This is a genomic window from Paenibacillus sp. CMAA1364, assembly GCF_054373195.1.
This window is the reverse complement of the sequence record NZ_JBITNB010000004.1, coordinates 145,390-165,012: the sequence shown is the minus strand read 5'-3', so window position 1 is coordinate 165,012 and position 19,623 is coordinate 145,390. Positions and strand designations below refer to the sequence as shown.

Here is a 19,623-nt window from a genome sequence, read left to right as displayed (position 1 = left end):
TAATATAGTCAATGAATCAGGATAATGTTAATTATGGACGGGCAATAAGGCCACAATCTCCTTTAGTTCCATGAGTAAAGCCTCCAAAGGAGAGACATGCTGTAAATTACCTATCATACCGATAATAATAACCCTTCGAGGTTGAGCGGTGACAATCTCCTTCTCAAGAATATGTATGGATTCTAGCGCATCTTTAGAAGAAGATGCATCAAGTGAGATTGTTTTAAGTGTATCCTTCATATCTTTCATGATTTGAAGTGGATGACGTCTGATATCTGCTTGTTCTCTGCACTGGCTCATCCAGTGTGACCAGACCTCTGAGCTAACTAAAGGTTCAGCATTCTGAGACATAACACTCTCAGCTACCGCATCCAACATAGAGATAAGATGTTGCGACATTTTATGAATATTCAATGGTAGACTAGGAACGAATAACATACGTAGATAAGAGAACAATATCCCACTGAAGAATAGGATAAGGTCGATCGTGTAAGGCTCGACCTTAGGTCCATAGATCGATTCCAGTTTCGCTTTGAACCAGTGGAGCATACGAAGATGATCTTCTCGCATGCAATCATGCTTCTTGCTTGGCCCAGTACCCTCTATGAATTGTCTCTTTACGAATTCCCGTAATTCAATGAGATGACTGAGTACAACCTCGACTTGTTTAAGGAGCTGTTCTTTAGGTGAAAGATGTATATCTTGTTCCACTTGCATAATACTGTCCCTAAATAGCTGGAAGCAGTACAAATAAATGCTTTCTTCCAATTCATCTTTTGATTTGAAATGAAGGTACAGACTACCTTTCGACATTTCACATACCTCTGCAATTTCTTGCATCGATGTTGAGGAAATACCTTGCGTAGAGAATAGTTGTAAAGCTGTCTTTAAAATATGAGTTTTCTTATCCAGTTGTTTATCGAGCAATCGGTGTGCACTTCCTTTCAGAACCCGTAGGTTCTATTATCGACTCTATGGTCAGATTATAATGTATAATCGAATGTGTTACAACTTTACCCAATGAATAAAGAGATTATTGATTTGAATATTCAGTATTTTAGGTAATCTAAATAGGAATATAGAGAGACATCATGTACAATAGTTAGTGGCACACGTGTGCATGTAATATGTGTATGTAAGAATGAAGTAAATATAATTTAAGATGGTAAAGGGTGTGGGAATAGATGAGACGTGGGTTGCAAGTTGTATTAATATCGGCTATTATATTTGCATTTTATTACTTTGGGTTCGGAGTTGTAGGAAAGACCGCAGGAACGATTGTCAGTGTGTTCTCCACCTTGACCGTAATATCTTTAATTTTTATGATTTCAATGGAGAATCGTAACCCTTCTACAACAATGTCGTGGATTTTACTCCTTGCTTTAGTACCGATTGTAGGGCTATTGTTCTATTTCCTATTTGGCCAGAATTATTTCAATCGACGTAAATATGATAAAAAAGCGTTACGTGATATAGAAGCATACGAAAGAATTGAGAAAGAAGAGCTTCGAATACATCAAGATCTATCCAAATTCACAACGCGCCAGCAACAGTTTTTGAAATTATCACAGAAATTGGCACATACGCCGATCTCATTTTCTACAGAAACAACAATACTTACCAATGGTGAGCAAACGTTCTCCACGTTATTGATGGAACTTAAGAATGCGAAACATCATATACATATGGAGTATTATATTTTTCGAGCAGATGATATTGGAACACAAGTCCAGCAGCTACTGATTAGCAAAGCAAAGATGGGTGTTGAAGTTAGATTTATGTACGATGCGGTGGGAAGCATGCAGATTCCGAAGCCATTCTTGAAAGAAATGGAAGACGCAGGTGTGAAAATCGTATCGTTCGGTAGCGTCAAGACAAGCTTCTTCTCCAGTCGTGTTAACTTCCGAAATCACCGCAAGATTGTTGTTATCGATGGAAATGTAGGTCTAATCGGTGGGTTGAATGTAGGAGATGAATATCTAAGCAGAAGCGAGACTTACGGGTTCTGGCGAGATACGCATATGCTTGTTAGAGGTGAATCGGTAAGAACACTTCAGATTATTTTCTTAAGGGATTGGCTCTATATGACAGGAGAAAAGTTCCTTGGGCAAGAATATTTGTCACCTTCACTTACTAGTAACCATGACGGTGTGGTTCAGATGATACCAAGTGGACCGGATAATGATCGACGGGTACTACGTAATTTATTCTTCTCAATGATCACTTCCGCGGAGAATAGTGTATGGCTTGCGACACCCTATTTCATACCGGATGACGATATATTAACGGCTCTTAGGGTAGCTGCTCTAAGTGGGCTTGATGTAAGAATACTATTCCCTGGCAAACCGGATAAATGGCTTCCGTTCTTAGCTTCACATTCTTATTTCCCGTCTCTTATGGAAGCAGGAGTCAAGATATATGAGTATGAAAAAGGATTCCTCCATTCTAAATTGTTGATCGTGGATGGTGAAGTGGCTACGATTGGTACTGCAAATATGGACATGCGTAGCCTGAATCTGAATTTCGAAGTGAATGCACTTCTACTGAAGACATCTAGCATTCAAAGAATGGTCACTGATTTCGAACGAGATTTATTATCGGCTACGCTGATGAGTAAAGAGCAGATTAAGGTGAAAAGAGTGTGGGAGCGACTTCTTGAATCAGCGGCTCGCTTAATGTCACCATTATTATGATGCATACAAGGGAGGGTATTATATGATCGAAGTAAGTACATCAGACTCTTTAATGCCTGAACGGCCAACAGGTGAGCGTAAAATAGAACATGTGCGATTATGTCTGGACGAAGAAGTGAATGCTGCAGGCATAACGGCAGGCTTCGAACGATATCGCTTTAAGCATTGTGCACTTCCAGAAATGAATTTCGATGATGTGTGTATCGAGTCGACGTTCTTAGGAGCTCATGTACGCACACCTTTCCTAATAAGTTCGATGACGGGGGGGAGTGTGTCAACAGGTGCCATTAACGCACGTCTTGCAGCAGTTGCGCAGCGACGAGGATGGGCATTAGGTGTTGGGTCCATTCGTGCCGCAGTTGAGCAAGAGGAATTAGCAGATACGTTTCGAGTAAGAGATAAGGCTCCTGATATTCCAGTTATAGCCAACTTGGGTGCGGTTCAATTGAACTATGGATTTGATGCCAGCGATTGTTTACGTGCTGTAGAGATTGCAGGTGCGGACATGTTGGTATTGCATCTGAACGGCTTACAAGAGATCTTTCAGCCTGAGGGGAATGTGAACTTTAGGGGCTTGCTTGCACGAATGAAGAAGATTTGTCACGAACTTCATGTGCCGGTAGGTGTGAAAGAAGTAGGGTGGGGTATTGATGGCGAGACTGCATCGCGGTTATATGATGCTGGTGTTGCGTTCATAGACGTGGCGGGAGCTGGTGGTACCTCATGGAGTCAAGTAGAGAAGTATCGCAACCATGATGTAGTTCGTCGTGCGGCAGCTGAAGCCTTCTGTGGATGGGGTATCCCCACCACGCAATGCATCACAGAAGTTAGGGAAGTTTCTCCACAAGGTGGACTGATCGGTAGTGGTGGGTTGAATAACGGTGTAGATGCCGCCAAAGCACTTGCTCTTGGCGCAGACCTTGCTGGATTTGGACGAAGCCTATTGGCTGCTGCTGTGCAATCAGAGGAGGCGCTTGACAATACATTGGCGAGAGTCGAACTGGAACTGCGCACCGTGATGTTCGGCATAGGTGCAACTGATATAAGTGCACTACGTTCAACGAAACGATTAACTTGTCTTACATAACTAGCGAACTCTCCGTTATTCCTTGCCGGGTCAAATGTTCTAATATATAATGAATAAGATCAAGCTTGACTAAGTAGTAAGATCTATTACCTAACATGGGAGTTGTCATATAAATGGTTTTAAGAGCCGGAATCGTTGGTCTACCGAATGTAGGGAAATCAACATTATTTAATGCGATTACACAAGCGGGAGCGGAAGCTGCCAACTATCCTTTCTGTACGATTGACCCGAATGTTGGGGTTGTTGAGGTACCTGATGAGCGATTAGATAAATTAACTGAATTAGTCGTACCGAATAAGACCGTACCGACAGCATTTGAATTTGTTGATATTGCTGGACTAGTTCGTGGAGCAAGTAAAGGTGAAGGTCTAGGCAACAAATTCCTTGCACACATTCGCGAAGTAGATGCTATTGTCCATGTGGTTAGATGTTTTGAAGATGAGAACGTGACCCATGTCGATGGGAAAGTGAACCCAATAAGTGATATCCAGACGATTAATCTGGAATTGATTCTTGCTGATCTAGAGAGTATTGAGAAGAAGATTGATCGTTCACGTAAGAACATCAAGAACGGTGATAAGAAGATTGCGCAAGAAGTGGAAGTACTTGAACGTGTAAAAGAAGCTCTTTATAATGACATGCCTGCACGTAGCATTGAATTAAGTGATGATGAATTACTTATTATACGTGATCTTCATTTACTGACACTGAAGCCTGTTCTTTACGCAGCCAATGTCAGTGAAGATGGTGTAGCTGATGCAGACAACAACCCATATGTGCAGCAAGTGAAGGAATTCGCAGTCGCAGAGAATGCAGCCGTTGTTCCTATCAGTGCCAAAGTAGAATCTGAAATTGCAGAGTTAGATGGCGAAGACAAGGAGATGTTCCTTGAAGAGCTAGGACTTGCTGAATCAGGTCTTAATCTACTTATCAAAGCAGCTTATCGTCTTCTAGGTTTGTATACGTATTTCACAGCTGGTGTTCAAGAAGTTCGTGCTTGGACCATTATTAATGGGACTAAGGCGCCACAAGCAGCAGGCGTTATTCATACCGATTTCGAACGTGGATTCATACGTGCGGAAGTGGTGTCTTATGATGATCTAGTTGCAGCAGGCTCTATGAATGGTGCCAAAGAGCGTGGTCAACTTCGACTTGAAGGGAAAGAATACGTTGTAAAAGATGGAGATGTTATGCATTTCCGTTTTAACGTGTAACTCATAGCAGTAGCTTCAGATAAGCTTGCTACGTATGACGTGGCTAAGCTTATTTGTTGTTTGTAGAAGAATGAGACAACGTAAGAACTGCTCTCACATGTTCTGCATACGATGATAACGTTACTCGATGTATGTAGCTTGGGGCAGAAGATTCTATGTAGTTATTTGTAATGAATTATGTTAAAATAAACAGTCGAGATAATCATCGGTGTATTCTAAACAGGAGAGGTGACCCCCAATGTTGGACAAATTACAATCCTTGGCGGACCGCTATGAAAAGCTGAGCGAACTGCTCTGCGATCCTAACGTTGCAAGTGATACTGCAAAGTTGCGGGAGTATTCTAAAGAACAATCAGATTTGGAGCCAGCTTTTGAGGCTTTCACTGAATATAGATCAGTAACACAAGAGCTAGACGCTGCCAAAGTAATGCAGTCGGAGAAGTTGGATGATGAGATGCGAGAAATGGTCAAGATGGAGATTGATGAATTAACAACTCGTTATAATGAGTTAGAAGATAAGATCCGAATTTTACTATTGCCGAAAGATCCGAATGATAATAAGAACGTTATTGTTGAAATACGAGGTGCTGCTGGTGGGGATGAGGCAGCTTTGTTTGCTGCTGATCTGTATCGCATGTATACACGTTATGCGGATGCACAGGGATGGCAAGTAGAGGTTATGGATGTTAATAGTAATGATCTTGGCGGATTTAAAGAAGTGATCTTCTCCATTAACGGTCGTGGGGCATATAGCAAAATGAAATATGAAAGTGGTGCACATCGTGTACAACGCATTCCAACGACAGAGTCGGGTGGACGGATTCATACTTCGACATCGACTGTGGCTGTGTTGCCAGAAGCGGAATCCTTTGAGATTGAAATTCTTGATAAAGATATTCGTGTAGATACATTCTGTTCTAGTGGTGCTGGTGGGCAATCTGTTAATACAACGAAATCTGCTGTGCGTGTAACTCACATCCCTACGGGCATTGTGGCAACTTGCCAAGATGGTAAATCGCAGAACAAGAATAAAGAGTCAGCTCTTAAAGTGCTCCGTACCCGTATATCAGATACGAAACGTCAGGAAGAAGAAGCGAAGTATGCTGGTGAACGTAAGGGAAAAGTGGGTACAGGCGATAGAAGTGAGCGGATTCGTACGTACAACTTCCCCCAAAGTCGAGTAACAGATCATCGTATTGGATTGACTGTCCATAGATTGGACCAGATCATGAACGGGGATATCGAAGACATTATTGCTGCTTTGAGTATTGCAGAACAAGCAGAAATGATGGATAAAGGGGAATAATGTTTTGAACAACGATGCTTTTGTCATGACATCAAAGCGAAGTATTCGGGAAGCCTTTACGGAGGCTTCCTCTTTTTTCAATCATCTCGGTATCATGGAGCCCCAGAGGAATGCACAAATCTTGTTGGAACATGTCTTAGGGTTGTCTAGCACAACGTATTATATGGCGTTGCCTGACCCCTTCCCTACGGATGCAATGAAGAAGTGGGAAGAAGTGGTCAACCGCAAAGCAGCGGGTGAACCTGCGCAGTATATTATAGGTGAGCAGGAATTCTACGGACTGGCCTTTGATGTGTCTTCTGCGGTATTAATCCCTAGACCCGAGACTGAATTGTTAGTAGAGGCTGTACTACAGCAAGCTGAACGTGTGTGGTCAAGTCAAGCCAAGTTCGCCCCGCTCGTAGTCGCTGACATCGGCACGGGCAGCGGAGCGATCGCTGTGACGCTTGCCTCGATGTCGCCTGGTTGGCAAATATGCGCAAGTGATATTTCGTCAGCTGCGCTAAGCGTAGCGAAGAGGAATGCGGTAAGACATACCACGGTTGTTGACTTCCGCGAAGGTAATCTTCTAGAGCCATTTGCTGGGATGAAGTTAGATATATTGGTGTCTAACCCACCATACATACCCGCAGATGATATTGTGGGTCTACAGCCTGAGGTGCGTGACTTTGAACCAATTCTTGCGCTAGATGGTGGTGAAGATGGGTTGTTGCCTTACCGTATTATGATGGAGCAGATCGCTATATTAGCTGAGCCACCAACGCTTATAGGGTTTGAATTGGGCATTGGACAGGCAGATGATGTGGCTACATTATTACGTGAAGCTGGGCATTGGACAGAGATTATCACCATAGCTGATCTGGCAGGAATAGATAGACATGTTATAGGCGTGAACATAAGTGTGTAATCATATACAAGATGTCTCGGCCATGCTGTTTCAATCATCCAATTGAATTTAGTGTTGTCTATCGTCTAGAATAGAGGATAGGATGGCTTCAGGCACAAGGGTCGGAAATCCTTAGTACAGGAGGGCGACACATGCTTCAAAAGTTAAAGAAAATTGATTTTATTATTGTGGTAGTTCTGATTGCTCTTATGGGGATCAGCATTATGTCGATATATAGCGTTACACATGGAAGAACTGGTTATGATGGACATCACATCAGAATGTTAAAGTACTATATCATCTCTTTTGTCGGCTTCTTTGCATTGATATGGATTGACTACAGATTACTTATTAAATATGCTTGGGTGATCTATTTGGCTGGCCTAGGCCTCCTTGGACTAGTAAGTCTAATTGGTGAGCCCAAGAATGGCGCTATGGGATGGTTAGAGATAGGGGGATTGTCCTTACAGCCTGCAGAACTATTCAAAATATGCTTGATCGTATTTCTATCCGCTATTCTTGTCAAAATGAATAAGAATAAGTTATCCTTTTGGAGTAACATTGTACCCGTTGGGATATTAACGTTTATACCCTTTGCTATTGTTATTTCACAGAACGATCTAGGGAATTCACTTAGTTACATTATTATTTTGATGGGTCTGCTCTGGATTGGGAACATTAAGTTCACACACGCTATGATTGGTGGAGCGATCATTATCGTCACAATTGTAGGAAGTATTCAAGGATATATACATTATCATGATGAGATCAAGACGACGCTTGAGAAGATCAATAAGCATCACTGGATTGAGAGATTAGATCCATGGCTTCTTCCAGAGAAGGCGACAGCCAAAGCTAGTTACCATACGAACAATGCTAAGCTAGCGATTGCCTCTGGAGGCATGAGTGGAGAGGGATACATGAAGGGAACATCGGTTCAAACGGATCGTGTGCCTGTGGCGTATTCTGATTCTATCTTTGTACAAATTGCTGAGGAATTCGGCTTTGTTGGAGCTTCAGTGTTGTTATTATTATATTTTGTCATGATTCATCGGATGATTCTAATCTCGCTGGAATGCAGGGATCGTGCAGGGCCCTATCTAATTGTAGGTGTAGTAGCGATGATGTTATACCAAATCTTTGAGAACATTGGTGCTTTTATCGGAATTATGCCTTTAACGGGGATTACACTACCTTTCATTAGTTATGGGGGGACATCCCTGCTTATTAATATGGCTAGTATTGGCATCGTGATGAGTGTAAAGGTTCATAATGAAGATGTGCAAGATGAGGTAGTTCTTCAGCCTTATGGCTATACACAAGCAAGGAAGCAAGGATCATCATAAATACGAACTCCTTTAAGTGATAGACTCATGGAACCCTGACAGTAAATCGTTGGGTGAGTTGACTTAAAGGAGTTTTCTTATGAATTAAGTTATTCTCCAACAATTTTTTAGTAGATTCATAGGTTTAGACTCTATCAGAAATGGACATGCTGAATAGTATGGAATGATAGAGAGGGGCCACAACGATGCAGTGGAGATCGATGAATCTAAACGAGACAATAGAAGATGAATTACGCATATTTGTGAAGAATGTAGCTATTATTTTCAGTATATTTTTTATGTTTGCCATGACATGGGACGGACAACGTATCGATGCGTCTATTGCAGGTGGTCCGATTCCAGAGGAATCCATTCGATTGCGTATTCTAGCGAATTCAGATAGCGTAAGTGATCAGTTGCTCAAGAGAGAGATTCGCGATGCTATTGTCGGTGAAATGAACCGTTGGGTGGTAGAGTTAGATAATCCGCAAAGTCTGGATCAAGCGCGGGCGACGATATCGAATCATATGGATGATTTAAATAGATTAGTAGGTAAAGAATTGTATGATAGAGGAATCCGTTATTCGTATAACGTAGAATTAAGTGTTGTGCCCTTTCCTACTAAGATGTATGGGGATACCGTATATCCAGCTGGTGAATATGAAGCGTTACGAGTGACACTTGGTCAAGGGAGAGGTCAGAATTGGTGGTGTGTGCTCTTCCCACCGCTGTGCTTCATTGATTCAGGAAGTGGAGATGCTAGAGTTCAGAATGCGGATGACTCTGTCCGATTATCTGATGGCAGTGTGGTTGACAATCTGAATGTGAAGCAGGTTTCTGCTGTAGTTGATCCAGAGCCTGAAGTGCGATTCTTCCTGTGGGATCTTCTGCATAGCATCATGGATTGGGTGAAGGGTTTATTCTAGTTAAAACTTTGTGCTAACATAGATATAATATATTAATAATTATGAACTATAGAAAGCTTGGGATAGATAAATGACGCTTAAGCATATTGACGGGATGCATACCGTTTATTGGAAGACTAGCTCTCCCTATGATCATCACGATAACCCAACGAGACAGGCAGTAGAAGAAGCGGCGGTAATATTGAGACAAAGTGGAATCGTGGCCTTCCCAACGGAAACTGTATATGGTCTTGGTGCAGATGCTCGGAGTACAGAAGCGGTGGAGAAAGTATTTGCCGCAAAAGGAAGACCTTCTGATAATCCGCTCATCGTTCATATTGCGGATCGCTCTCAATTGGATGCGTTGATCACAGAAGTTCCACCTATTGCATTGACTTTAATGGACCTTTATTGGCCGGGTCCACTCACGATTGTACTTCCGCTACGTGAGGATGTTCTCTCACCCCTTGTTACTGCCGGTCTAGATACGGTAGGGATACGCATGCCCAATCATCCGATTGCGCTGGCCTTAATAGCTGCGGCTGATTGTCCCATTGCTGCTCCTAGTGCGAATCGTTCAGGGCGACCAAGCCCCACATTAGCTTCGCATGTCAGAGAAGATCTAGATGGTCGAGTGGACGGCATACTCGATGGCGGTCCCGCGGGCGTCGGGCTTGAGTCTACCGTAGTAAGAATTCTATCGGATGACGTAATTCATGTGTTAAGACCTGGGGGAATTACCATAGAGCAGCTCTCCTGCGTCAGTGGCGCTAGTGTGATTGCTAGCGCAGAAGCAATCAAAGAGGCGCAGACTGCGGGTTCTCCTTCGGAGGGGGCTCCTTATTCCCATGCTCATGTTGAACAATCTGAAGTCCCGCGTTCGCCAGGCGTGAAGTATGCTCACTATGCACCCCAAGGAGAGCTTATGATTGTGCGTGGTTCTTCTTCGCAAGAGGTGACCACACGTATCATGAGTCTGTTGAATAATGCAGTGGATGATGGAAAGGTAACAGGGTTACTCATATTTGAGGAGCATAGGTCATCTTATCGTCTACCCGAGACGACACATATCATTTCGCTTGGTTCGGTTACTTCACTGACACAAGCTGCTCATACATTGTTCGCGGCGCTACGAATATTTGATGATTTAGGTGTGAATTACATCCTTTCGGAGTCATGTGAAGAGGTTGGGATAGGCGAAGCCATCATGAATCGGTTGATAAAAGCAGCCAGCGGTAGAATCATAGATTTAGGTTAGCAGTGATGTTCTTAACATGTTTCAATTCTTGTCCGCATATGCTTGTACAAAGGTACATTCGGATGTGGAGGAATGTGTATGTTAGGAACCTCTGTATATTGGGGTCAATTGATCACAATATTCATGATGGCAATAGCGCTAGGAATGGATGCGTTATCGTTAGGAGTAGGCATTGGTGTAAGGGGGATTCGGTTACTACATGTACTCCGAATAAGTCTTCTTATTGGTCTCTTTCACGTATCGATGCCTTTACTTGGAATATTTACGGGGCAATATATGAGTTCTTTGTTGGGCAATGTGACGCAATATGCAGCGGGTGGGCTATTGATCTTGCTCGGAGCGCATATGATATTTAGTTCCTATCGTAGTGAGAATTCGAATATGATCAATTACCAAGCATGGGGAGGTATGTTACTTTTCTCTATTAGTGTCAGTATTGATTCATTCTCAGTAGGCGTATCCCTTGGCATGTTTAAAAGTGACATTGTATTGACAGTTCTGATCTTCGGTATCGTTGGAGGACTTATGTCTATGGTAGGGCTTCTTCTAGGAAGAAGAGTGAGTCATAAGCTCGGAAATCATGGAGAGGCGCTCGGTGGAGCTATATTACTTGCATTTGGTCTCATGTTTATGTTGTAACACATGATACAATAGGATAGAAAACAAGATATGAAGGGGGCAAACAACTTGCATATATTATTCGTATGTACTGGCAATACATGCCGAAGCCCCATGGCAGAAGCCATTCTCCGGAAGCTTGCCAAGGAACGCGGCATGTCGCTTGAGGTTAGTTCTGCGGGTGTGTCTGCAGCACAAGGTGTACCGATCTCCAGACATGCAGAATCCGTGCTACGCGACGATAATATCCATGATGTGATGACTTCTAGTCCACTTACTATAGATGTTGTCCGTAAAAGTGATCTAATATTGACACTTACGCAAGCGCATAAACAACATGTGCTTAGGATATACCCAGAGGTTGTGGGTAAGGTCTACACCATGAAAGAATATATACAAGATACACAACAGGTGCAACTTGATCTAGAAGAACTAGATAGCCTTTATGCAACCATCACGATGAACACAGCGCTAGGTAAGCCCGTTGATATACAAGATCAAGAGCGTCTGATTGCGATTCAACAACGTATTCCAAGCTTGGATATATCAGATCCATATGGTGGTTCGAGATCAGATTATGATGCTACCGCGACAGAGATTCGGATGACGATTGATCGTATTCTGACGAAGCTTATGAGGGAATCTTTCTGACTTAGATCGTTGCAATTTATCACCTTTTGATTTATCATAACAATATAAGAACAATCGGTTCCGATGTAACTGGCGACGCTGTGGATGAACCACGATGGAGCATCGGGATATACGGCCGGTCGCCTGGGCATAGAGCAATTCTACGGTATTGACCGTAGACTGCTCTTTTTTTGTCTTTTACGTCAATGGTTAGGTTATAATGGTGCAAGACTATACCAAGTGATATGGGAGGGTGTATATGAGATGAAGATTGCTTTAGGTACAGATCACGGAGGCGTTCGATTGAAGGAAGACATCATACAAGTCATTCAACAGTTGGGGCATGAAGTGATAGATATCGGGTGCAATTGCACGGATTCAGTTGATTATCCAGATTATGCTCTTCCGGTGTGTGAGAAAGTGGTTGCGGGTGAAGTGCATCGAGGTATATTAGTATGTGGGACTGGAATTGGCATGAGCATTGCAGCTAACAAAGTAACTGGCATAAGATGTGCGCTTGTTCATGACGTATTCTCTGCAAAGGCAACACGCGAACATAATGATACCAATGTGTTAGCGCTTGGGGAGCGAGTTATTGGGCCAGGATTAGCTTGCGAGATTGTGAAGGAATGGCTTACAACGGAATTTAGCGGTGAAGAACGACATGTTAATCGTGTGAACAAAATCAAGCTTATCGAAGAGCGTAATCTAAAAGTCTGAGGAGGTTATCTTCATGGATCAAGGATCGCAATTAGCAGGAACATTTCTTAAAGAACAAGTGGCTCAAGTCGTTCGTGAACTATCAGAGGTAGCCCAACTAGGGCCAGGTAAGATACTTGTGATCGGTACGAGTACAAGTGAAGTGATAGGTAGTCATATTGGTACAAGTGGAGCGCTTCAAATAGCCGATCAATTGCTTGCTGGTATCGAAGAGGTTCGTGAAGATGTGGGATTTGACGTCGTATTTCAGTGTTGTGAACATCTGAACAGATCATTAGTTATGGAACGAACACTTCTTAACAAGCTCGGCTTAACGGAAGTTGGTGCGGTACCTTATCCTCATGCGGGTGGTTCCATGGCAACGGCAGCATATCAGAAGTTGTCACAGCCTTGTCTTGCTGAGAGCATAGAGGCAGATGCCGGGATAGATATTGGAGAGACATTGATAGGGATGCACTTGCGACGCGTAGCGGTACCTTTTCGCCCAAGTATTAGATTTGTAGGACAAGCACGTGTGAATACTGCTTATACTCGCCCGAAGCTTATCGGTGGGGAAAGAGCTCAATATAAATAATGAACACACCACAATTCTAGGAGGAATATAATAATGGAACAATTACGTAAGTATGACCCAGCAGTATTAGAGGCAATGGATCTAGAGTTGAAGCGTCAACGCAACAATATTGAACTTATCGCTTCAGAGAATATCGTGAGTGAAGCTGTTATGGAAGCTATGGGTTCTGTACTTACGAACAAATATGCTGAAGGATATCCAGGTAAAAGATATTATGGCGGTTGTGAACGTGTTGATATCGTAGAAGATATTGCTCGTGATCGTGCAAAGGAATTGTTCGGAGCTGAACATGTGAACGTACAACCGCACTCCGGTGCTCAGGCGAACATGGCGGTATACACAGCTGTTCTTAATCCAGGAGATACGGTGTTAGGTATGAATCTTGCACACGGTGGTCACTTGACGCACGGTAGTCCGGTTAATGCTTCAGGGTTATTGTACAATTTCATTCCATATGGCGTACAAGAGGATTCATTCCTTATTGATTATGATGAAGTTCGCAAGATTGCATTCAAACATCGTCCGCGTTTGATTGTCGCAGGTGCAAGTGCTTATCCACGTACCATTGATTTTGAAGCACTAGCTTCGATTGCTAATGATGTGGGTGCATTATTCATGGTAGACATGGCTCATATTGCTGGATTAGTTGCAGGGGGAGTTCATCCTAGCCCAGTTCCACATGCACATTTTGTAACGACAACAACGCACAAGACACTTCGTGGACCACGTGGTGGAATGATTATGTGCAAACAGCCATGGGCTCAAGCGATCGACAAAGCCGTGTTCCCTGGAACACAAGGTGGACCTTTGATGCATATTATTGCATCTAAGGCAGTTTCTTTTAAGGAAGCATTAGATCCATCCTTCAAAATATATGCACAGAATGTTGTTAAGAATGCCAAGGTATTAGCAGAGACACTAATCAGTGAAGGATTGAACATCGTCTCTGGAGGGACAGATAACCACCTGTTATTGGTTGATACACGAAGTGTGAATACGACAGGTAAAGTGGCAGAGAAGGTTCTGGACTCAATCGGGATTACAGTCAATAAGAACGCGATTCCTTTCGATCCAACAAGTCCTTTCGTAACGAGTGGTATTCGTCTGGGAACTCCTGCTGCAACTACACGTGGTATGGATGAGAAGGCGATGATTGAGGTAGGTAAGATTATTGCTCTAACGCTGAAGAATCCAGAAGACGAAGCAATATTAGCACAAGCTGCTGCAAGAGTTACGGCTCTTACGGATCAATATCCATTATATCCAGAATTGAAATACTAAATATATATCATTAGATGTCTAGAGGGTAAGCTAAAGCTTACCCTCTATTTGATATGTATAGAAACCTAGGGTGATCGGTAGAATAGTGACACATAGACGAATAGACACAACGATGATGCGTTACACCTGTTGTGCAACAATCGACAATATTTCATTGAATCAGTAGCTGTTCAATAGATGTTCAATGGAGAAGGTGCAAATTCAATTCGGAGAGTGCTATAATAGACAAAGTTTGAATACACCACTGCGATATCGCTGTGTAATTAAGACACGAAGACAAAAGAACAATGCGGAGGCGAACCATGGGAAATAGAAAATTGGTGGTATGTGATCACCCTTTAATTCAACACAAACTTACTTTCATCCGTGATGAACAGACAACAACCAAAGACTTTAGGGAACTTGTTGATGAAGTAGCAACATTGATGGCATATGAGATAACGAGAGAGATTCCACTTGCAAGTGTAATGGTAAAGACCCCTGTAGCAGAGACAGAGTGTAAAGTCATATCAGGTCGGATGTTGGGTCTTGTTCCCATACTTCGTGCAGGATTAGGTATGGTTGATGGTGTCTTGAAGTTGCTTCCTGCAGCAAAGGTGGGTCATATCGGATTATTCCGTGATCCGGTAACACTGCAACCTGTTGAATACTATACTAAGCTTCCAACAGATGTGACGGAACGTGAATTGATTGTTATTGATCCTATGCTTGCAACAGGTGGATCAGCAATCGCTGCTATAAATGTATTGAAGGAACGTGGATGTACCCAGATTAAGATGATGAATCTAATTGCAGCTCCAGAGGGTGTTAAGGCAGTTCATGATGCACATCCTGATGTAGACATCTATGTAGCAGCAATGGACGAACGTCTAGATGAGCATGGCTATATTATCCCTGGGTTAGGTGACGCTGGAGACCGTTTATACGGAACTAAGTAAGAGAAGAGGTATTATATATATGCGAAAGATTAAAGTAATGACGATCTTTGGGGTTCGACCTGAAGCGATTAAGATGGCACCACTCATTCTTGAATTGCAGAAGCATTCCGATCGGATAGAGTCTATCGTGTGTGTAACAGCGCAACATCGGCAAATGCTTGATCAGGTATTAGAAGTATTTAAGATCAAGCCTGATTATGATCTGGATATTATGAAGGATAGTCAGACTTTGAACGAAATCTCCATACGAGTATTAGCTGGGCTTGAACCTGTGCTTCGTGAAGCGAAGCCTGATATTGTTCTTGTTCACGGAGATACGTTGACAACGTTTATAGCTAGCTATGCAGCGTTTATGCAACAGATCCAAGTAGGGCATGTAGAAGCGGGACTTAGAACATGGAATAAGCAGTCACCATTTCCTGAAGAAATGAATCGTCAATTAACGGGAGTCCTTGCGGACTTACATTTCTCTCCTACGGATTGGTCTGCAAATAACTTGCTTTCTGAAAACAAGTCAAAGTCAAGCATATATATCACAGGCAACACGGTTACAGATGTGTTTCAATATACAGTACATCCCGAGTATAGTCATCCGGTGTTAGATTGGGCTTCAGGCAAAAGACTCATTTTAATGACGGCGCATCGCAGGGAGTCACAGGGCGAACCGCACCGTCATATTTTCCGTGCCGTGAAGAGAATCGCGGATGAGTTCGATGATGTTGTTATCTGTTATCCGGTGCATCCAAGCCCTGCGGTTATGGGGCCAGCACATGAAATTCTAGGCGACCATCCTCGAATCAAGTTGATTGAACCGCTGGATGTCGTAGATTTTCACAATTTCTATCCACACACACACCTGATTCTAAGTGATTCTGGCGGATTACAGGAAGAGGCGCCATCCTTTGGAGTACCAGTGCTTGTCCTACGTGATACGACGGAACGTCCTGAAGGAATTGAAGCGGGGACACTTGAGTTGGTGGGAACAGATGAGGAGAAGGTATATCAACGTACCAAGGAATTGTTAACAGATTCGAAGTTGTATGAATCTATGAGCAAGGCTGCCAACCCTTACGGGGACGGACAGGTATCCCCAAGAATTGTCAATGCGATTCTTCACCATTTCGGATTAGAAGAAGAAAGACCGGAAGAATTTCACACAATGTTCACAAATAGATAAAAGTGTGTTATTTTATTATGTGTGAATTAGTGTACAGTTGAACTGTATGGTTTACGTGGTATATGAAGCTAAATGAGAAGAAATACAGGGCACTTTCTCGCTTTAATACGATGAAAACGTTTGATTGACAAAGTCTTGAAATATTCAGTAAAATAGGTTGGGATTAGTGTGATGGGGAAACCAAAACGTAATGATAATCCTTGGCAGATGGCCCTTTACATAAGTGGAGCCGGTGGTATGCTTGCCACATATATACTTCTAGGCTTTTTTATAAGTAAATGGTTGGTTGGGATATGGGAAGGTCCAAAGTATTGGATGGCAATTGGAACGATATCCGGACTAGTGGTGGGAACCTCTCATTTGTTTATGTTGATCAAAAGGACTATGGGGGAACAGAATGGATGAGACCATTTCCATAGTAAAGACCGTGACCAAATTGTCTTTACTAATGATGTCAGCGTTATTAATAGGATGGGTCTTATACCCGGAATATCGCACAGTCACAATGGGTATGGTTCTTGGATTGGGAGTAGGGTTGTTCAATACAGCCTATCTTTCAATGAAAGTTCGTAAGCTAACTCAGGCAGTAACAAGCAACAAGAGAATGTTTGGTTTAGGTTTTCTTACTCGAATAAGTATTTCTATTCTAGTGGTCATGTTTGCAATTAAGTACGAGCATTTATCACTTGAGGCAACACTTATTGGACTATTTATACCGCAAATTCTAACCATTCCTGTAGCCATATATTTAATTGTGAGAAAGAAAAAAGAATAATCTAGTTGAGAGGAGGGATACATTTCAATGCATGATATGCCAATTATTATTGTCGGAGGACTGCAACTTGATTTCTCTGCAATTATTATGCTGTTGGTGACCGTGATGATCGTATTCGCACTTGTTAAATTGAGTCTTAGAAATTTATCAGTTGAGAATCCAACCAAAGTTCAGAACGTTATGGAATGGATAGTGGAATTTGTTCAGAATTTAATTAACAGTACAATGGATATGAAAAAGGGCAGACCTTACTTATCATTGGGACTGACGTTGATGTTGTTCATCTCAGTCGCTAACTTGTTGGGACTTCCGTTTGCTATCATTACTAAAGCGGACGGGCCGATAGAAGTATTCGGATATGTAATTGAAGCTACACGTAATTTAGCACCTGGGGATCATGCAGAACTTCTGTGGTGGAAATCTCCAACGGCAGATATTAACGTTACTGCAGGACTTGCAATAGTGGTCTTTATACTGATGAACTACTTGGGATTCAAGATAAACCGGAAACATTACTTGCAGCACTTTCTCAAACCATTTCCAATCTTCCTTCCCTTGAATATTATCGAGAATCTATCTAAGCCATTTGCGTTGGCGTTACGTTTGTTCGCTAATATCTTTGCGGGTGAGGTATTGATAACAGTTATTCTGAAACTGTCCATTATATCGATTCCGTTCATGGCATTATGGCAAGGATTCAGCGTGTTTATAGGCTTTTTACAAGCATTTATATTCACCATATTGACCATGGTTTACATTGCTCAAATGACTACGCATGAAGAACATTAATTAACTTCAGTGAAATAATTTATAATTATAGATTACGTTCGCAGAAGATATTATAAAGCATTACAATACTAAGAAGATTTGAAGGAGGATATTTATAATGGAATTTTTAGCAGCAGCTATTGCAGTTGGTTTAGGTGCACTCAGTGCAGGTTTAGGTAACGGTATGATCGTAAGTAAAACGGTGGAATCTATTGCTCGTCAACCAGAAGCTACTGGGGCATTACAAACAACGATGTTTATCGGTGTTGGTATTGTAGAAGTTGTGCCATTGGCTGCAACAGTTATCGCATTCTTGATCATGTTTGCTTAAATAATAGACCAACGGTTTGGCGGGGAGGGCCGATGTCATCCGCGCCTTCCTTTTGTTTAAAATCGCACTTCGCGTGAATGGAAAGGAGTGACTTCAGTGAGTATAATTTGGGAAAATATGCTTTGGACTATCCTGGCATTTGCACTTCTGTATTGGCTATTAAATAAATATGCCTTCGGTAAGTTGTTCGATGTTATGGAGCAAAGACGTTTGTTGGTTTTGAAGCAGTTAGAGGATGCTAAATTAACTCGTCAAGAGGCAACGCAGTATGTAGAGGATCAGAAGATTGCTCTGCAAGGCGCTCGTAAAGAGGCTTATGAAATCGTTGAATTAGCTAAGAAGACAAGTGATAAGCAAGCTGAACAGATCCTTGAAGACGCTAGTCAGGCTGTGTCACGTCTCAAGTCTGATGCTGTTAGAGATATTGAGAGTGAGAAGGATAAAGCTGTTGAAGCATTACGTAGCGAGATTGGTACGATATCTGTACAAATCGCATCCAAATTGATTAACAAAGAAGTCAAAGCGGATGATGCACAAGCACAACTCGTGGATCAATACCTCAAAGAGGTAGGGGGTAAATCATGAGTCGCGATACGGTAGTCGCCAAACGGTATGCTAAGGCACTGTTTGAAGTGGCGTCACAGGAGCAAAGAGCGCTTGAAATAGAACAGGAATTGAAGGCGATTGTAGGAGCCATCCAATCGGATGATTCGATTGAGCGATTCCTTACAACACCTAATATTTCGGATTCTGATAAATTGAATGCTCTACATAGAGCACTTGATGGCAAGCTGTCACCATCCGTGATGAATATCGTTGAACTACTAGTGAAGCGCCGGAGAACGGATATATTTCCAGATCTTTTAGATAGTTACATCAAATTCCAGGGAGATCATCTTGGGATAGCGGATGCCATTGTTTATTCAACATATGCACTTGATTCAAGCGAGATCGAAGCAGTCTCTAGTGAATTCAGTCAAGTTGCGCACAAATCGATTCGTGTTAACAACGTTATTGATAAGAGCTTACTTGGAGGGCTGAAAGTTGTTATCGGTGATACGTTGTATGACGGTAGCGTATCCGGTAAGCTTGCACGACTCGAAAAGTCATTTAATGACAAGCATAGTAGATAGGGGT

The 19,623-nt window shown here is 42.4% G+C and carries 22 protein-coding genes and 1 riboswitch; of the genes, 21 read left to right on the top strand and 1 reads right to left on the bottom strand.

Annotated elements, in window-relative coordinates; translation table 11 throughout:
- Positions 1-27: 27 nt before the first annotated feature.
- Positions 28-927: a TetR/AcrR family transcriptional regulator gene (locus tag ACH8E3_RS05275; protein ID WP_458631564.1), complete on the bottom strand. Its 900-nt coding sequence runs from the start codon at positions 925-927 to the stop codon at positions 28-30.
- Between the two features lie 257 nt (positions 928-1,184).
- Here ACH8E3_RS05275 and cls point away from each other — a divergent pair, with 257 nt between their 5' ends.
- From cls to ACH8E3_RS05170, 21 genes are all read left to right on the top strand, one after another.
- Complete coding sequence (gene cls, locus ACH8E3_RS05270; protein WP_458631563.1) at positions 1,185-2,693, top strand: cardiolipin synthase; 1,509 nt, start codon at positions 1,185-1,187, stop codon at positions 2,691-2,693.
- A 22-nt stretch (positions 2,694-2,715) separates the two neighbouring features.
- A complete protein-coding gene (gene fni, locus ACH8E3_RS05265) occupies positions 2,716-3,780 on the top strand; it encodes a type 2 isopentenyl-diphosphate Delta-isomerase (protein WP_458631562.1) in 1,065 nt (354 codons plus the stop codon).
- A gap of 113 nt (positions 3,781-3,893) precedes the next feature.
- Positions 3,894-4,994 (top strand): redox-regulated ATPase YchF, encoded by a 1,101-nt coding sequence (gene ychF / locus ACH8E3_RS05260; protein WP_458631561.1) that lies wholly within the window; start codon positions 3,894-3,896, stop codon positions 4,992-4,994.
- Between the two features lie 238 nt (positions 4,995-5,232).
- Positions 5,233-6,300 (top strand): peptide chain release factor 1, encoded by a 1,068-nt coding sequence (prfA, locus tag ACH8E3_RS05255; RefSeq protein ID WP_458631560.1) that lies wholly within the window; start codon positions 5,233-5,235, stop codon positions 6,298-6,300.
- Positions 6,301-6,304: 4 nt separating this feature from the next.
- The gene (gene prmC / locus ACH8E3_RS05250; RefSeq protein WP_458631559.1) at positions 6,305-7,207 is read left to right on the top strand and encodes a peptide chain release factor N(5)-glutamine methyltransferase; all 903 of its coding nucleotides are present in this window, start codon (positions 6,305-6,307) and stop codon (positions 7,205-7,207) included.
- A 131-nt stretch (positions 7,208-7,338) separates the two neighbouring features.
- Positions 7,339-8,532: an FtsW/RodA/SpoVE family cell cycle protein gene (locus tag ACH8E3_RS05245; RefSeq protein ID WP_458631558.1), complete on the top strand. Its 1,194-nt coding sequence runs from the start codon at positions 7,339-7,341 to the stop codon at positions 8,530-8,532.
- A gap of 185 nt (positions 8,533-8,717) precedes the next feature.
- On the top strand, positions 8,718-9,437 hold the full coding sequence (gene spoIIR, locus ACH8E3_RS05240) for a stage II sporulation protein R (protein ID WP_458631557.1): 720 nt from the start codon (positions 8,718-8,720) through the stop codon (positions 9,435-9,437).
- A 70-nt stretch (positions 9,438-9,507) separates the two neighbouring features.
- Positions 9,508-10,674 carry an L-threonylcarbamoyladenylate synthase gene (locus ACH8E3_RS05235; protein ID WP_458631556.1) on the top strand — a complete coding sequence of 389 codons (1,167 nt, stop codon included), beginning with the start codon at positions 9,508-9,510 and terminating at the stop codon, positions 10,672-10,674.
- 78 nt (positions 10,675-10,752) lie between these two features.
- A complete protein-coding gene (locus tag ACH8E3_RS05230) occupies positions 10,753-11,313 on the top strand; it encodes a manganese efflux pump MntP (protein ID WP_458631555.1) in 561 nt (186 codons plus the stop codon).
- Positions 11,314-11,361: 48 nt separating this feature from the next.
- A complete protein-coding gene (locus ACH8E3_RS05225) occupies positions 11,362-11,943 on the top strand; it encodes a low molecular weight protein arginine phosphatase (RefSeq protein WP_458631554.1) in 582 nt (193 codons plus the stop codon).
- Positions 11,944-11,998: 55 nt separating this feature from the next.
- Positions 11,999-12,079, top strand: a riboswitch (ZMP/ZTP riboswitch).
- A gap of 107 nt (positions 12,080-12,186) precedes the next feature.
- Positions 12,187-12,642, top strand: a complete 456-nt coding sequence (rpiB, locus tag ACH8E3_RS05220) for a ribose 5-phosphate isomerase B (RefSeq protein ID WP_458631553.1) — start codon at positions 12,187-12,189, stop codon at positions 12,640-12,642.
- 13 nt (positions 12,643-12,655) lie between these two features.
- Positions 12,656-13,216, top strand: coding sequence for a TIGR01440 family protein (locus ACH8E3_RS05215; protein WP_458631552.1), 561 nt, complete (start codon positions 12,656-12,658; stop codon positions 13,214-13,216).
- Between the two features lie 33 nt (positions 13,217-13,249).
- Entirely contained in the window at positions 13,250-14,497 is a 1,248-nt protein-coding gene (gene glyA, locus ACH8E3_RS05210) for a serine hydroxymethyltransferase (protein ID WP_458631551.1), read from the top strand.
- 302 nt (positions 14,498-14,799) lie between these two features.
- A complete protein-coding gene (gene upp, locus ACH8E3_RS05205) occupies positions 14,800-15,435 on the top strand; it encodes a uracil phosphoribosyltransferase (protein WP_458631550.1) in 636 nt (211 codons plus the stop codon).
- 19 nt (positions 15,436-15,454) lie between these two features.
- Positions 15,455-16,612 (top strand): non-hydrolyzing UDP-N-acetylglucosamine 2-epimerase, encoded by a 1,158-nt coding sequence (gene wecB / locus ACH8E3_RS05200; protein WP_458631549.1) that lies wholly within the window; start codon positions 15,455-15,457, stop codon positions 16,610-16,612.
- A 171-nt stretch (positions 16,613-16,783) separates the two neighbouring features.
- Positions 16,784-17,017: an AtpZ/AtpI family protein gene (locus ACH8E3_RS05195; RefSeq protein ID WP_458631548.1), complete on the top strand. Its 234-nt coding sequence runs from the start codon at positions 16,784-16,786 to the stop codon at positions 17,015-17,017.
- Positions 17,010-17,387, top strand: a complete 378-nt coding sequence (locus tag ACH8E3_RS05190) for an ATP synthase subunit I (protein ID WP_458631547.1) — start codon at positions 17,010-17,012, stop codon at positions 17,385-17,387. The genes ACH8E3_RS05195 and ACH8E3_RS05190 overlap by 8 nt, the downstream gene beginning before the upstream one ends.
- 27 nt (positions 17,388-17,414) lie before the next feature.
- Entirely contained in the window at positions 17,415-18,176 is a 762-nt protein-coding gene (atpB, locus tag ACH8E3_RS05185) for a F0F1 ATP synthase subunit A (RefSeq protein ID WP_458631546.1), read from the top strand.
- A 97-nt stretch (positions 18,177-18,273) separates the two neighbouring features.
- Positions 18,274-18,486: a F0F1 ATP synthase subunit C gene (gene atpE, locus ACH8E3_RS05180; protein WP_458631545.1), complete on the top strand. Its 213-nt coding sequence runs from the start codon at positions 18,274-18,276 to the stop codon at positions 18,484-18,486.
- 96 nt (positions 18,487-18,582) lie between these two features.
- Positions 18,583-19,071 (top strand): F0F1 ATP synthase subunit B, encoded by a 489-nt coding sequence (gene atpF / locus ACH8E3_RS05175; protein WP_458631544.1) that lies wholly within the window; start codon positions 18,583-18,585, stop codon positions 19,069-19,071.
- Positions 19,068-19,619 (top strand): F0F1 ATP synthase subunit delta, encoded by a 552-nt coding sequence (locus ACH8E3_RS05170; RefSeq protein WP_458631543.1) that lies wholly within the window; start codon positions 19,068-19,070, stop codon positions 19,617-19,619. The genes atpF and ACH8E3_RS05170 overlap by 4 nt, the downstream gene beginning before the upstream one ends.
- Positions 19,620-19,623 lie beyond the last annotated feature (4 nt).

Bases quoted from the DNA above. Each gene is read 5' to 3' on its own strand.
- cls (WP_458631563.1), top strand. From the start codon at position 1,185: ATGAGACGTGGGTTGCAAGTTGTATTAATATCGGCTATTATATTTGCA.
- fni (WP_458631562.1), top strand. From the start codon at position 2,716: ATGATCGAAGTAAGTACATCAGACTCTTTAATGCCTGAACGGCCAACA.
- ychF (WP_458631561.1), top strand. From the start codon at position 3,894: ATGGTTTTAAGAGCCGGAATCGTTGGTCTACCGAATGTAGGGAAATCA.
- prfA (WP_458631560.1), top strand. From the start codon at position 5,233: ATGTTGGACAAATTACAATCCTTGGCGGACCGCTATGAAAAGCTGAGC.
- ACH8E3_RS05245 (WP_458631558.1), top strand. From the start codon at position 7,339: ATGCTTCAAAAGTTAAAGAAAATTGATTTTATTATTGTGGTAGTTCTG.
- spoIIR (WP_458631557.1), top strand. From the start codon at position 8,718: ATGCAGTGGAGATCGATGAATCTAAACGAGACAATAGAAGATGAATTA.
- ACH8E3_RS05235 (WP_458631556.1), top strand. From the start codon at position 9,508: ATGACGCTTAAGCATATTGACGGGATGCATACCGTTTATTGGAAGACT.
- ACH8E3_RS05230 (WP_458631555.1), top strand. From the start codon at position 10,753: ATGTTAGGAACCTCTGTATATTGGGGTCAATTGATCACAATATTCATG.
- rpiB (WP_458631553.1), top strand. From the start codon at position 12,187: ATGAAGATTGCTTTAGGTACAGATCACGGAGGCGTTCGATTGAAGGAA.
- ACH8E3_RS05215 (WP_458631552.1), top strand. From the start codon at position 12,656: ATGGATCAAGGATCGCAATTAGCAGGAACATTTCTTAAAGAACAAGTG.
- glyA (WP_458631551.1), top strand. From the start codon at position 13,250: ATGGAACAATTACGTAAGTATGACCCAGCAGTATTAGAGGCAATGGAT.
- upp (WP_458631550.1), top strand. From the start codon at position 14,800: ATGGGAAATAGAAAATTGGTGGTATGTGATCACCCTTTAATTCAACAC.
- wecB (WP_458631549.1), top strand. From the start codon at position 15,455: ATGCGAAAGATTAAAGTAATGACGATCTTTGGGGTTCGACCTGAAGCG.
- ACH8E3_RS05195 (WP_458631548.1), top strand. From the start codon at position 16,784: ATGGGGAAACCAAAACGTAATGATAATCCTTGGCAGATGGCCCTTTAC.
- ACH8E3_RS05190 (WP_458631547.1), top strand. From the start codon at position 17,010: ATGGATGAGACCATTTCCATAGTAAAGACCGTGACCAAATTGTCTTTA.
- atpB (WP_458631546.1), top strand. From the start codon at position 17,415: ATGCATGATATGCCAATTATTATTGTCGGAGGACTGCAACTTGATTTC.
- atpE (WP_458631545.1), top strand. From the start codon at position 18,274: ATGGAATTTTTAGCAGCAGCTATTGCAGTTGGTTTAGGTGCACTCAGT.
- ACH8E3_RS05170 (WP_458631543.1), top strand. From the start codon at position 19,068: ATGAGTCGCGATACGGTAGTCGCCAAACGGTATGCTAAGGCACTGTTT.